Annotated in this window: 8 protein-coding genes and 4 tRNA genes; 10 read left to right on the top strand and 2 right to left on the bottom strand. The window is 67.1% G+C overall.

Features of this window, described 5'->3' with window-relative positions; genetic code table 11:
- The first annotated feature begins 43 nt into the window (after positions 1 to 43).
- On the top strand, positions 44 to 1,543 hold the full coding sequence (locus IM543_10855; GenBank protein QOY96268.1) for a DUF2183 domain-containing protein: 1,500 nt from the start codon (positions 44 to 46) through the stop codon (positions 1,541 to 1,543).
- 71 nt (positions 1,544 to 1,614) lie between these two features.
- Positions 1,615 to 3,078 (top strand): catalase, encoded by a 1,464-nt coding sequence (locus IM543_10850; protein QOY96267.1) that lies wholly within the window; start codon positions 1,615 to 1,617, stop codon positions 3,076 to 3,078.
- A 47-nt stretch (positions 3,079 to 3,125) separates the two neighbouring features.
- On the opposite strand, the gene ligD is transcribed toward IM543_10850, so the two are convergent.
- A complete protein-coding gene (gene ligD, locus IM543_10845) occupies positions 3,126 to 5,774 on the bottom strand; it encodes a DNA ligase D (GenBank protein QOY96266.1) in 2,649 nt (882 codons plus the stop codon).
- Between the two features lie 202 nt (positions 5,775 to 5,976).
- Here ligD and IM543_10840 point away from each other — a divergent pair, with 202 nt between their 5' ends.
- Both IM543_10840 and IM543_10835 read left to right on the top strand, forming a co-directional pair.
- Positions 5,977 to 6,279 (top strand): hypothetical protein, encoded by a 303-nt coding sequence (locus IM543_10840; GenBank protein QOY96265.1) that lies wholly within the window; start codon positions 5,977 to 5,979, stop codon positions 6,277 to 6,279.
- A 107-nt stretch (positions 6,280 to 6,386) separates the two neighbouring features.
- A complete protein-coding gene (locus tag IM543_10835) occupies positions 6,387 to 7,334 on the top strand; it encodes a D-2-hydroxyacid dehydrogenase (GenBank protein ID QOY96264.1) in 948 nt (315 codons plus the stop codon).
- A gap of 18 nt (positions 7,335 to 7,352) precedes the next feature.
- Here the strand turns inward: IM543_10835 and IM543_10830 are convergent, their stop codons facing one another.
- On the bottom strand, positions 7,353 to 11,330 hold the full coding sequence (locus tag IM543_10830) for a GAF domain-containing protein (protein ID QOY96263.1): 3,978 nt from the start codon (positions 11,328 to 11,330) through the stop codon (positions 7,353 to 7,355).
- A gap of 107 nt (positions 11,331 to 11,437) precedes the next feature.
- Between IM543_10830 and IM543_10825 the strand changes: the two genes are divergently transcribed.
- From IM543_10825 to IM543_10800, 6 genes are all read left to right on the top strand, one after another.
- A tRNA-Arg gene (locus IM543_10825) sits at positions 11,438 to 11,514 on the top strand.
- Positions 11,515 to 11,704: 190 nt separating this feature from the next.
- Positions 11,705 to 11,781: transfer RNA gene (locus IM543_10820), tRNA-Arg, on the top strand.
- A 144-nt stretch (positions 11,782 to 11,925) separates the two neighbouring features.
- A tRNA-Arg gene (locus tag IM543_10815) sits at positions 11,926 to 12,002 on the top strand.
- A gap of 154 nt (positions 12,003 to 12,156) precedes the next feature.
- Complete coding sequence (udk, locus tag IM543_10810) at positions 12,157 to 12,798, top strand: uridine kinase (protein ID QOY96262.1); 642 nt, start codon at positions 12,157 to 12,159, stop codon at positions 12,796 to 12,798.
- Positions 12,799 to 13,101: 303 nt separating this feature from the next.
- Positions 13,102 to 13,178: transfer RNA gene (locus IM543_10805), tRNA-Arg, on the top strand.
- A gap of 503 nt (positions 13,179 to 13,681) precedes the next feature.
- A complete protein-coding gene (locus tag IM543_10800) occupies positions 13,682 to 14,227 on the top strand; it encodes an FxDxF family PEP-CTERM protein (protein ID QOY96261.1) in 546 nt (181 codons plus the stop codon).
- Positions 14,228 to 14,279 lie beyond the last annotated feature (52 nt).

Below are 14,279 nucleotides of genomic sequence, written 5' to 3'. Positions count from 1 at the left end.
CCTGAGCGATACTTGGCATATCCCGACTACGCCCGATCCGACCATGCCAGACAGCGCCATGCCCTTCCTCGTGCTCACCCGCGCCGGTTTCGACGATATCGCCGCCCGCGTCGACCTCGGCAAGGCCGCGCTCTTCCTCAATCCCGGCCTGCTCTCGGAAGCGGACATCGCCAGCCTGCGCGAGACCGGCGCTTCGGTGCACGTCATGGCAACGCCGGTCGACCCGCGCCAGCCCGGCCAGATCAGGCAAACCCTGCAGGCCCTGCAAGCGACCCGCGATCCGCTCGGCAACGTCTGGGTCGAACGCGGCGCAGCGCGCTCGGCCACGGCGGCCACGGCGGCCACGGCGGCCGATACGCTGCGACCGGCCAGTGCGCCGACGACCCCTGCCATGCCCCTGGGCCGGCGCCTGGCGCGCAGCGCCGGGGCCCTGGCCAGCCTGGCCTGGCGCCGGCTGCGCGCCCCCGAGCGTGGACGGCGCCTGATGGCGGCGCCCTACCTCGGCTTCGGCAATGCCGGCCGCATCTGGCTCAAGGGCCGGCTGCTGGACGAAGCCGACTTTCGCGAACAGAGCGGCGCCGACAGCGGCTGGCAGAACCTGCTGGCCCTGTACCAGCGCCTGGAATCGGACGAAGTGGCCGATGCGCGCGTGCTGGCCCATTTCGGCGGCGCCACCCATGAGACGCGATCCGACCGCGGCGGCTACTTTTCCTTCGACTTCGCGTCCGGCACGCCGCTCGCGGAAGGCTGGCACCGGGTCGAGCTCGAATTTCCGGACAACCTGCAGCCGGACGGCGCGCCGCTGCGCGCCAGCGCCGACATCAAGGTGCCGGCCACCGGCGCCCGCTTCGGCATCATCAGCGACATCGACGATACCGTCCTGTGGACCAACGTCACCAACAAGCTGAACATGGCGCTGATGCTGGCCCGCAGCAACCACCACACGCGCAAGCCGTTCAAGGGCGTGGCCGGCTTCTACCGCGCGCTGCGCGACGGCCTGGGGGGCAACGAGGACAATCCCCTGTTCTACGTCTCGAGCAGTCCCTGGCACCTGTACGGGCCGCTGGTCGACTTCCTCAAGCTGCAGGGTATCCCGGTCGGCCCCCTGCTGCTGCGCGAACTGAGCGTGCGCCAGGTGCTCAAGCTCACCGAGCACGGCAACCACAAGCTGGAACAGATCGAGCGCATCCTGGATTTCTATCCCGGCATGCAATTCGTGCTGATCGGCGACAGCGGCGAGCAGGATCCGGAAATCTATGCCGAAGTCGTGCGCCGCCATCCGCATGCGGTGAAGATGATCTACATCCGCAACGTCAATCCCGATCCCTCGCGCATCGACGCCCTCGACCGCCTGATCGAGGAAGTCCGCAGCACCGGCGCCCAGCTGGTGCTCTCGCCCGACAGCGTGTTCGCCGCTTCCCATGCGGCGGCTGAGGGCCTGATCGCGGTCGACCGGCTGGCGTCGATCCGCGCCGACGAGCGCGAGGACGATGGCGCGCCGCCCCTGACGTCGGGATTATCAAAACCTATTACTCCGATCTAATTAATCAAATTTATTAATAATCAAGCCGGCCATAGAATCTCCTCATCAATTACCCATGAGGAGATTCCCGCATGACCCATACGCGCCTGACCACTGCCTCCGGCATCCCGGTCGCCGACAACCAGAACTCGCTCAGCGCGGGGCCGCGCGGCCCCTTGCTGCTGCAGGACTTCCACCTGATCGAGAAACTGCAGCACTTCAACCGCGAGCGCATTCCCGAGCGCGTGGTCCACGCCAAGGGCTCGGGCGCCCATGGAAGCTTCACCGTCACCGGCGACCTGCGCGCCCATACCAAGGCGAAATTGTTCGCGGAGATCGGCAAGACCACCCCGGTATTCCTGCGCTTCTCGACCGTCGGCGGCGAGAAAGGCAGCGCCGACACGGAACGCGATCCAAGGGGTTTCGCGCTGCGCTTCTATACCGAAGAAGGCAACTGGGACCTGGTCGGCAACAACACCCCGGTGTTCTTCCTCAAGGACCCGATCAAGTTCCCGGACTTCATCCACACCCAGAAGCGCGACCCGCAAACCAACCTGAAGTCGGCCAACATGATGTTCGACTTCTGGAGCAGGGCCCCGGAAAGCCTGCACCAGGTGACCATCCTGTTTTCAGATCGCGGCATCCCGGATGGCTACCGCCACATGGACGGTTTCGGCAGCCACACGTACAGCCTGATCAACGAGGCGGGCGAGCGCGTCTACGTGAAGTGGCATTTCAAGACCCGCCAGGGCATCCGCAACCTCGGCGCTTCCGATGCGGCCCGGATCGCCGGCACCGATCCGGACTACGCCCAGCGCGACCTGTTCCAGGCCATCGCGGGCGGGGACTTCCCGCAGTGGGATGTCAAGGTGCAGATCGCGACGGCCGCGCAACTCGACGACTGGGAGCGGCGCACCGGCTGGAACCCCTTCGACCTGACCAAGGTCTGGCCGCACGGCGACTTCCCGATGCTGCAGGTCGGCGTACTCGAACTGAACCGTAATCCGGACAATTACCACGCCGAAGTCGAGCAGGCCGCGTTTTCACCGGCCAACGTGGTGCCGGGCATGGGCTACTCGCCGGACAAGATGCTGCAGGGCCGCCTGTTCGCCTACCACGACGCCCAGCTGTACCGGGTCGGCACCAACCACCAGCACCTGCCGGTGAACGCCCCGCGCTGCCCTTTCCACAACCAGCAGCGCGACGGCGCGATGGCGATCGCCAACGGCGGCGCCGCGCGCAACTATGCCACCATCGACGGTGAAGGCCGCGGCGCGCTGGGCATGGGGCATGGCGAGCCGGAGCTGCCGATCACCGGGGACGCGGGCCGCTACGATTTCCGCGGCATGGAAGACGACACCACCCAGGCCGGCAATTTGTTCCGCCTGATGACGCCTTCGGCGCGGCAGGACCTGTGCGACAACCTGGCCGCGCCGCTCAGCGGGGTGGACGAGGACATCCTGCGGCGCCAGCTGCGCCAGTTCGACCGGGCGGATCCGGCCTACGGGCGTGGCGTCAGGGCTGCGCTGAAGGCGCGGGGCCGTCACATCGACTGAGGCAGGCGCTGCTGGCCGTGTGCGTCGGGAGCGCCGCCGGCAGCCGCTCACGCATCGAAACCCAGCAACTTCATCGCCTTGCTCAGGCCCTTGGCCGCCCTGGCATACCCGGCCCAGGGCGCGTTGCCCTGGTCCAGCCGGGTGTGCACGTTGGCCACCGTCCACTGCGCGCTCGACTTCAGCTGGTCGAGTTCGTCCCAGGCCAGGGGCACCGAAATCCCCATGCCCGGCCTGGCGCGTGCGCCCCAGGCGCAGATGGTGGTGGCGCCGCGGCCGTTGCGCAGGTAGTCGATGAAGATCTTGCCGACCCGGTTTTTGGGGCCGCTTTTGGCGGCGAAGCGGTCGGGCAGGGTCTCGGCCAGGTGCCGCACGATGGCTTGCGAGAAGGCCTTGACCGACTCCCAGCCGTACTCCGGTTTGACCGGCACCACCACGTGCAGCCCCTTGCCGCCGCTGGTCTTGAGAAAGCAAGGGAGGCCCAGCTCGTCGAGGAAGGCGTGCATGATCCGGGCCGCTTCCTGCATCGCGGGCCAGGCCACGCCCTCGCCCGGGTCGAGGTCGAACACCATGCGGTCGGGCTTGTCGTAGTGTTTCGCCACCGCGTTCTGGGTGTGCAGCTCGATCGCGTTCCACTGTGCCACCGACAGGATGCCCTCGACGCTGACGATCTCCAGCATCGGCGGGTTGTCCGGATCGAGTGCCGGGTCCATCCGCTTCACGCCCGGGAGTTTCTTGACGTCGGCGTGTTTCTGGAACACCAGTTCGGCGTCGATCCCGCTCGGCGCGCGCACCAGGGTGAGCGGCCGGCGCTTGAGGTGTTCCATCATCAGCTCGCCCACCAGGGCGTAGTAGCGGATCATGTCGAGCTTGGTGATGCCGGTGGACGGGTCGATCACCCGCTCAGGGTGGGTCACGCGCAGTGTCTCGGGCAGCTTGCCGTGCAGGCCGGCCGGCGGCGGCGATGCCGGCGCGTCGGCGCGGACCGGCCGCTGCCTGCCCACCTCGCTGTCCTCGATGTGGCGCGGTTCCTCGCGCGTGATGCCGCGCGCCGGCTTGTCCTGGCGCAGGCCCTGAAATACTGGATGGCGTACCGACCCGGTGCTGGTCCATTCCGAGAAGCTCACCTCGGCCACCAGCACCGGCTTGACCCAGTGGTGCTGGCGCCCCGGCACCGCGCGCGGCGCGAACGGGCTCCGGTCGGACCGCAGCGCTTCCAGGCGCTCCTTGATGTCCGTCAGCGAGGCATGGTTGAAACCCGAGCCGACGTTGCCGGCATAGCGCAGCACCCCTTCGCGGTCGTAGGTGCCGAGCAGCAGCGAGCCGATGCCCTTGCGCGAGCCCTTGGGGTCGGTGAAGCCGCCGATCACGAATTCCTGGCGCAGTCCGCACTTGAGCTTGATCCAGTCGGGCGAGCGGCGCGACACGTAGCGCGAATCGCGGCGCTTGCCGATCACGCCTTCCAGGCCGATCTTGCAGGCGGCGACCACCAGCTCCTCGGGATTGGCGCCGAATTCGCCCGAGAAGCGCACCTTGTCGGACTTGGCTTTCTTGAGGATCTGCTCGAGCGCGGCGCGGCGTTCGACCAGGGGCACGTCGCGCAGGTCGTAGCCCTTGCAGTAGGGTGCATCGAACAGGAAGTACGCGATGTCGTCGGTGCGCACGCCGTCGAAGGCCTGCTGCAGCAGGCCGAAGTTCGGCTTGCCGTGCTCGTCGTGGACCACGATCTCGCCGTCGTACCAGCCGTCCGGCAGTTTCATGCGCACCAGCTCGTCGTGCAGCGGCTTGAGCTTGTCGGTCCAGTCATTGGCATTGCGCGTGATCAGGCGCACCGCGCCGTCCTCGACCCGCGCCAGCATGCGGTAACCGTCGAACTTGACTTCGAACACCCAATTTTCGGGATCGGGCGGCGCGGCGTCGACCAGGGTCGCCAGCTCGGGGGTGAACGCCTCGGGCAAGGCGGCCTGCTCCACGCCCTCCGGCAGGCCGGCCGGGCTCGCCTTCCTGCCGCGCGCCGCTTTCGCCGCGGGCTTGGCGGCAGCCTTGGCGGCAGGCTTGGTGGCCGCCTTGGTGGCCGCCTTGGCGGCAGGCTTGGTGGCGGTGTGGGCCGCACGCCGTTTCGCAGCAGGCTTGCGCGCACGCTTCGGCATCGGCAATGCCTTGACGCTGTCCGGCAGCTCGTCGATCACCGAGAATTCTTCCGCAGGGCGGGCGTACTCGTCGTTTTCCTTGATCAGGAGCCAGGCTTCCTGCTTGTCGCCGGCACGGCCCTTCATGCGCACCAGTACCCAGCGCCCGCGCATCTTGTGGCCATGGATCTCGAACTTCAGGTTGCCTTTGCGATAGCCCTCGTGCGGGTCGCCGACCGGCTCCCAGGTGCCCTTGTCCCAGATGATGACTTTACCCGCCCCATATTGTTTGGGTGGAATGGTGCCTTCAAAATCCGAATACGAAATCGGATGATCCTCGACGTGCACGGCCATGCGCTTGTCGTGGGTGTCGTAGCTCGGCCCCTTGGGCACGGCCCAGCTCTTCATCGCGCCGTCGAGTTCCAGGCGAAAATCGTAGTGCAGGCGGCTCGCCCAATGCTTCTGGATGACGAAAGTCAGCGCCTCCGTGCCGGGCGCGCCGCCTTCGGCGGGCTCGGACGTGATATCGAAATTGCGCTTGGCCTTGTACAGTTTGAGCGCGTCTGGCATGTGGCACCTCCCGGCTATCGGCGTGCGGCCAGTGTAGGACCGTGCTGGCCGGCCCGACTGTACGGCAGCTAACCGTATCATCCGACTTGTAACCGGATGTAAAGCCCGTCAACGCGGGCTCGCGCGGCGGCGTTGAATGCCCAGTGACATGGGGATGCCCGGCGACGGGGTCCCGGTTTCCAACCCGAACCAGGAAAGCACCATGCGCAAGATCCTTGCTACCCTGATCGCCGGACTGTTCGTCGGCTCCGCGTTCGCCCAGACGCCGGATGCCAAAGCCCCGAAGGAAGTGGCCAGGGCCGAGGCCAGGCACGACAGGCAGCATGCGAAAACGGATGCCAGGCCGGAGAAAGCCGAGGCGAAGCCGGACGCGGCCAGCAGCAAGGCCAAGGCTGACGAGGCCGACGCCAGGGCCGCACGCGAAGCCGACCAGGCCGAGGCCAGCAAGGACAAAACCAGCACCAGTATCATCAGCACCAGCAGCGCCAGCAGCACCCATCAATAATACGCCGCCCAGGCCCCCCATATCGCAAAGGACAGGTTCGCCCTGTCCTTTGTCGTTCCAGCCGCGCTGGCGGCTACAATGCGCTTTTGTCCCGCCGCGAGCACGCCATGCACCGAATCGTCTTCCTCGACCGCGACAGCCTCCAGGCCCGGCTTCGCCCACCCGCATTCGCGCACCGCTGGCAGGACCATCCCGGCACCAGCGAGGACCAGGTGGTCGCGCGCCTGGCCGGCGCCAGCGTGGCCGTTACCAACAAGGTGCCCTTGCGCGCCGCCGCGATCGCGCGCCTGCCCGACCTGAAAATGGTGGCGGTCGCCGCCACCGGCACCGACCACGTCGACCTCGCGGCCTGCCGCACGCGCGGCATCGTGGTATCGAACATCCGCGACTATTCGCTGGTGTCGGTGCCCGAGCACTGCTTCGCGCTGCTGCTTGCGCTGCGCCGCAACCTGCGGGCCTATTGTGCCGACGTGGAAGCCGGGCGCTGGGAGGCCTCGAGCCGCTTTTGCCTGCTCGACCACCCGATCGGCGACCTGGCCGGCAGCCGCCTGGGCATCGTCGGCTATGGCGCGCTGGGCAAGCGCGTCGCCCAGCTCGGGCGCGCCTTCGGCATGGAGGTCGCGGCCACCTCGCGCTCGCCCATCGAGGACGCCGGCGTGCCGCAACTGCCGCTCGACCGACTGCTGGCCACATCCGACGTCGTCAGCCTGCACCTGCCGCTGACGGACCAGACCCGGCACCTGATCGGCGCGCGCGAACTCGGCCTGATGCGGCGGCACGCCCTGTTGATCAACACCGCGCGCGGCGGACTGGTGGACGAGGCGGCGCTGGCCGAGGCCTTGCGAGGCGGCCGCATCGGCGGCGCCGGCTTCGACGTCCTCGGCCAGGAGCCGCCACTGCCCGACAATCCGCTGCTGCGGCTGCGCCTGCCGAATTTCATCCTGACTCCGCACGTGGCCTGGGCCAGCGCCGGCGCGATGCAGACCCTGGCCGACATGCTGGTCGATAACATCGACGCCTGGGCCGCGGGCCGCCCGCAGAACATCGCCGGCTGAGCGTCGCGCCGCGCGTCGCTACTTGCCGCCGGCCGGCGCCGGCGGCTGCGCATCGGGCCCGGCCGCCTGCGGCTCGGGGGCGCGCAAGGGCAGCTCGAGGATGAAGGCCGCACCCTGCCCCGGCTGGCTCTCGGCCCGCACCGACCCGCCCAGCAGCGTGGCGACGATGTTCCAGCTGATGTTCAGCCCCAGTCCGGTGCCGCCCTGTCCCATGCGGGTGGTGAAGAACGGATCGAAGATGCGCGCCAGGTGCTCCGGCGCGATGCCGCGCCCGTCATCGCGGAATTCAATGCGCACGCTGCCGCCCTCGACGGGGGTGGCCGACAGCAGCATGCCCCCGCCCGGTCCGGCGAAGGCATGCAGCAAGGCGTTGTTGACGAAGTTGATCAGGACCTGTCCCAGCGGCCCCGGGAAGCTGTCCATCACGATCCCCGGCGGCACCGCGAGTTCCAGCCGGTGGCCGGCCAGGCGTACCTTGTTCATCATGGTCGCGGCGATTTCCTGGCAGGCCTGGGCCAGGTCGAAGCGGCGCCGCTGCGCGCTGGCCTGGTCGACCGACACCTGGCGGAAGCTGTTGACCAGGTCCGCCGCATTGTGCAGGCTGCGCATGATCAGCCCGGCGGCCTCGCGCGCGGCCGCCACATAGTCGACCAGGTCGGAACGGCGCAGGCTGGCATTGTCGAAGCGCGCCGCGATGTCGCTGGTCTTTTCCTGCAGCGTGCTGGCCATCAGGAGGCTGTTGCCGATCGGGGTGTTCAGCTCGTGGGCGACGCCGGCCACCAGCGAACCGAGCGAGGCCAGCTTTTCCTGGGCCGCAAGCTGGGCCTGGGTCTCCTTGAGCTGGTGGTAGGCGCTGGCATTGTCGATCGCGACGCCGGCATAGGCGGCCAGGGTTTCCAGCATGTCGAGGTGCACCTGCCCGTAGGCCTGGGCGGCCGGGCTCTGCACCGTCAGCGCGCCCAGCACCCGTTCGCCCACCACCACCGGCACCATCAGCAGCGAGCGCGGCGCCATGCCGGCGCGCCAGGCGCAGGGCAGCGCCAGTTCGAACGCGCGCTCCGAGGGCAACGCCGGCAGGTAGTCCAGCAAGGCGTGCGGCAGCGCATGCCGCGGCTGCCCGGCCAGCACCTCGCGTCCGCGCACGATGGCCCAGGCGGCCAGGTGGCGGTCGGGGTCTTCCGCCAGTTCGAACGCGGGGCGCCGCTCGCCGTCCGCCACCGCATACGCGTACTCGAGCATGCCGCGCTCCGGGTGGCGCAGCACCACCGCGAACAGGGTCGCGTCCATCAGGGCATGCACCTGCTCGTACAGCGTGCGCATGATGGCCTCGCGGTCGAGGTTGGCGGTCAGGGCGCGTCCGACATCCGACAGCAGCGCGATGTTGCGGTGCGCCTGCTCCACCACTTCCTTCTGTTCCTCGACCTCGCGCTTGCGCCGCTCGGCCGACTCCTTCTGGCGCCGCAGCTCGGTGGTGCGCGCGCCGACCTCCTGCTCCAGCAACAGCTTCTGTGCGACCAGGGCGCGGATCCGCAGCCGGTAGCCGGCAGTGAACAGCGCCAGCGTGGCCAGCACGGCCAGGGTGCGGAACCACCAGGTCTTCCAGAACGGCGGGGTGATCGTGATGTGCAGCACGGCCGGCTGCGCGCTCCAGACGCCGTCCTTGTTGCTGGCGCGCACCCGGAACACATAGCTTCCCGGGTCGAGGTTGGTGTAGGTCGCGTAGCGCCGGCGGGCGTCGGCGTCGACCCAGCCCTGGTCGAAGCCTTCCAGCTGGTAGGCGTAGCGGTTGCCGTCCGGGTCGGCGTAGTGCAGCGCGGCGAATTCGAGGGCGAACACCGAATCGCGGTACGACAGTGTCAGCTCGGACTGCCGGTGCAGGTCGGGCGCGGCGCGCGAGCGGTTCAGCACCAGGAAGTCGGTGATCACGACTTCGGGCGCATACGGATTGTCGCGCACGCCATCCGGCATGAACGAGCTCAGGCCGTTGACGCCGCCGAACCAGAACTGGCCATCGCTGCTGCGCATGGCGGCGCCGACGAAATAGGAGCCGTCCACCAGGCCATCCTTGGCGGTATAGCTCTTGGTGGCCCCGGAGCGTGGGTCGATGCGCGTGATGCCGGTGGTCGTGCTGGCCCAGATGAAGCCATGCTCGTCCTCGATCATCGCCCCGATCGGCCGCGCCTCCGGCCCGCTGCCGAACGGATAGAAACGGAAGCGCACCCGGCCCTTCTCCCGTTGCATGCGGTGCAGGCCGCCCGCCGTACCGACCCACAGCTCGCCACGCGCCGACTCCAGCAAGTAATAGACGCGGCTGTGGCGCAGGCTGTGCGGATCGGCCGGGTCGTGCCGGAAGTGGGCGAAGCGTCCGCTCGCCGGGTCGAAGCGTTCCAGGCCGGTCTCGGTGCCGATCCAGACCATGCCCTGGCGGTCTTCCAGCGCCGTGAAGCCGTAGTTCTCTCCCAGGCTGCCGGGGTCGGCGTCGTCGTGGCGCCAGAGGCGCATCCGGTCATCAAGAGGCCCGCGCCCGGGCGCCAGCGCCGCCAGGCCGCCGCGCGTGACGATCCACAGCGTGCCGCTGCGCCCGGCGTGGATCGCCTGCACGTAGTTGACGCCGGGATTGGTCCCGAGCGCGCGGCGGCCGAAGCGCCCGGCCGCATCGCGCCAGGCCAGGCCGGTCGGGGTGCCGATCCAGGTGCGGCCGCCGGCGTGCGCCAGCGCGGTGACCACCTCGCCCGGCAGCTCGCCGCTGCCGACGCGTTCGACCTGTTCGCCGGGCCGCGTCATGCGCATCAGGCCGTCGCCGGTGGTGCCGATCCAGACACTGCCGTCCGGATCCTCCGCGATCGCGCGCACCTTGGCGCGTCCCAGGCCATCGTTGCCGCCATAGCGCACGAAGCCGCCGCTGGCCAGGTCGGTGCGGTTGACGCCGCCGAACTGCGTGCCTGCCCACAGGGTGCCGGTCCGGTCCACCAGCATGGCGCTGACCTGGTTGTCCGACAGCGAATGCTGGTCGGCCGGATCATTGCGGTAGCTGAGGAAGCGTCCGGTGGCCGGGTCCAGCCACTTCAGGCCGTCCATGTCGGTGCCCACCCACAGGGTGCTGCCGCCGTCGTGATACAGGGCATTCACGCGCGACTCGCCGAGACCGTCCTGGCTGCCGACGCGGCGGCGCTGGGGCTGGGCGAACGGCGTCCCGTCGCCCAGGCGCCACGCCTCCAGTCCCGCCGCGGTGCCGATCCACAGGGTATCGCGCGGCCCCATCGAGAGCGCCAGCACGGTGTTGCGCTGCGGGTCGCGCGGGTCGACGTCGTGATGCTCGAAGCGCTCCGCGCCCGCGGGCAAGCGGTCCAGGCCAGCCGCGGTACCGATCCACAGGTTGCCATGCCCGTCGAGGGCCAGCGCGCTGACGCGGTTGTCGCGCAAGGTCGCCGGGTCGGCCGGGTCGTGGCGGTAACTGCGCAGGCGGCCGGTGACGGGGTCGAGGAACTGCAGGCCGTCGCCGGTGGCCAGCCACAATCCGCCGCCGGGCGCGGGCTGGATCGCCAGTACCGCGCGGTTGCCGGCATAGGCGCGGCCCGCGTTGGGGCCGGCGGCGCGCCGGTCCGGCGCGTCCGGGGCCCTGTAGCGCACGAAGCTGCCGCTGGCGTGGTCGAAGCGGGTCAGTCCGCCCTTGGTGCCGAACCACAGTCGCCCCTGCCCGTCCTCGTACGAGGCCAGCACATAGTTGTCGGGAATGCTGTCGGCCTTGGCCGGGTCGTTGCGGTAGACGGTGAAGCGGTAGCCGTCGAAGCGGTTCAGCCCGGCCTGGGTGCCGAACCACATGAAGCCGCGCCGGTCCTGCAGGATGGTCAGCACCGATTGCTGCGACATCCCCTGCTCGATCGACAGGCGCTCGAAGCGCAGGCTGCGCGGCGCGCCCAGGGCGGCACCGGCCCAGGTCGACAGCAATATCAGGGCGCACAGGGCAAGGCGCGATCCCGGCTTCCAGGCAAACATACGAGTCCTCGATGATCCAACCCGGCTAATCTACCAGAGCTCGTTGGCCTGCGGAAAAAAATGAGACTTCCGCAAACCGGGACGCGCTGCTATAATGCGTGCATCGGGCGGCTGTAGCTCAGCTGGATAGAGTACTTGGCTACGAACCAAGGGGTCGTGGGTTCGATTCCTGCCAGCCGCACCAGAATACGAGGGACCAGATTGAAGAATCTGGTCCCTTTTTTCGTTATGGGCGCACATTGGTGTGGCAGATTCGGCGGCAGATTCGGCGGCAGATGCGGCGGCAGATTCGCCGGCAAATCCGGCAGTCAATCCGGCGACACGCCAATGAGATTTTGCCAATGCGCGAAGCCCTGCTATAATGCGTGCATCGGGCGGCTGTAGCTCAGCTGGATAGAGTACTTGGCTACGAACCAAGGGGTCGTGGGTTCGATTCCTGCCAGCCGCACCAGAATACGAGGGACCAGATTGAAGAATCTGGTCCCTTTTTTCGTTGCGGGCGCGCACGGGCGGAGGCAGCGCGAACGCCATCTCCTGCAGGGCGCCGATGAGGTTTTGCCAATGCGCGAACGGCCTGCTATAATGCGTGCATCGGGCGGCTGTAGCTCAGCTGGATAGAGTACTTGGCTACGAACCAAGGGGTCGTGGGTTCGATTCCTGCCAGCCGCACCAGAATACGAGGGACCAGATTGAAGAATCTGGTCCCTTTTTTCGTTGCGTCGGTTTTTGCTCCGCCGCTGCTCCGCCCGCCTTGGCGTGGGGCCGGGACAAGCAGGGCCAGCCCCTCCCCCTGTCGGTTCGGGTGGCGCTCCGGTATCATGCTGGGATGAATGAGATTTCCCTCCCCCCGTTTATCATCGGCGTCGCCGGCGGCAGCGGCAGTGGCAAGTCGACGGTGTCCCAGCAGGTGCTGGCGTCGTTCGGCGCCGACATGGTCTCGGTCGTGATGCAGGACGACTACTACCGCGACCAGTCCGGACTGTCCCCCGAAGTGCGCCGCAAGCAGAACTACGACCACCCGCAGGCCTTCGACTGGCCGCTGCTGGTGCAGCACGTCCAGGCCCTGCGCGATGGCCAGCCGATCGAGATGCCCGAGTACGACTTCACGATCGACAACCGCTCCAACAAGACCATCCCGGTGAAACCGGCTCCGGTGGTCGTGATCGAAGGCCTGTTTGCCCTGTACGATCCGGACTTGCGCAACATGATGTCGCTGAAGATCTTTGTCGACACCGCAGCGGACGTCCGCTTCATCCGCCGCATGCAAAGGGATATCGCCGAACGCGGCCGCTCACTGGAAAGCATCGTGGACCAGTACCTGGGAACGGTGCGCCCGATGCACAAGCAATTCATCGAACCGACCAAGCGCTACGCCGACGTCATCTTGCCGCACGGCGCCAACGATCCGGCCGTCGACGTGATTACCACCAAGGTGGCGAGCGTCATCGGCCGGCTGAAGCGTCCCTGATCCCCGCTCGTCCGGCATGCACGGCCGAGCCGCCCCCGGGGACGTGCGCGTCGCCGGCCCGGCGTTACGGCAAATCGCCGGCTCAGGCGCATTTCCTCGACCAGGCGATCCGGCAACGCCTGGTTTGCCGCTGCGCAGTACATCCCTGGCCATCATCGCGATCCCTGTCCCATCCTCCCCCCTGGGACGCATCCTGGGGGACATCTCTATTTAGCGCGGCGGGACATGACTACTTGGTGCTGACAGGGAGCGATCGACGGGGGTTTGCCAATCCGGCCGGTACTGCTATAATGCGTGCCTCGGGCGGCTGTAGCTCAGCTGGATAGAGTACTTGGCTACGAACCAAGGGGTCGTGGGTTCGATTCCTGCCAGCCGCACCAAATTTTCTTTAATGGCTCAGAAGCGATTCTGGGCCATTTTTCTTTTCTCCAAGCCCCCCCCCGGTATTGTCCTGTTCAAGTAGTCGCATTCTCTTGCGCCTGGCGCGTCGGCGCCGCGCCGATTGCCATCCACGCTGTGATTGGCTCGGCAAAAAACACCTAAAACCCATCAACTTCTACGCTTCAATCATTAAACCGGGCTGAAATCGCACGGGCTCGACGCCAGAAACGCCCTTCCGTCCTTGTAGGACTGTACTGACGCTTTTTCGGCAACCCGGCGAAAATTTTCTACTCATCAAGCATATTGGGTCGGGCTTCCCTATGAAGCGGCCGCTTCAAGCATATCCCCTTGGAAATCTTTTGATTGTTGGAACGAATTCGATGAATTGCCCGTTCAATCACACTTCCGCGTGCTTTTTTTTATCCCTTTGATAGCATGAAGTTCCCCGATACTTGAAACCCAGGCTGCAGGACGCGGCTGATTCTAATGCGAGGAAATAGAAATGAAAAAATCTCTGATTGCTGCAATGGTGATTGCTTCCGCTTCGTTCGGTTCGTCGGCCGTAATGGCCCAGGACATGATTGGCGATACGCCACAGGCCCTGGAACTGATCGATAACAGCGCCTTCTTCGGCGATACCTTCGCCGCTGACAACGAAGGCAATACCTTCCAAGATCAGTTCACCTTCACCGTCGACGGTGACATGGGCATGAATCTTGATGCGATCATCTCGTCGATCAGCCGCGGCGCCGACACCGGCCTGGACATCACCGGCCTGGCCCTGTACGGCGAAGACGACTCCCTGATCACCAACGGCACCATGCTGCAAAGCGGCGCGATCGATGTCTGGAGCATCACCTCCGACAACCTGATGGCCGGTAACTACTACCTGCAAGTCAGCGGTAACCTGGTGTCGGATGCCGGCGCCTCGTTCGGCGGCGCAGTGATGCTGGCGCCGGTTCCGGAGCCGGAAACCTACGGCATGATGCTGGGCGGCCTCGGCGTCCTGGGCTTCCTGGCTCGCCGCCGCAAGGCCAAGCAGGCCTGATACCGTCCCGGTACGGCACAGCGACGGAAGCGCACCAGCGCTTCCGTTTTTT

The organism is Massilia sp. UMI-21 (assembly GCA_015277795.1).
Lineage (GTDB): Bacteria > Pseudomonadota > Gammaproteobacteria > Burkholderiales > Burkholderiaceae_D > Telluria.
The sequence above is the reverse complement of the archived record's forward strand: the minus strand, read 5'-3'. Positions and strand labels throughout refer to the sequence as shown.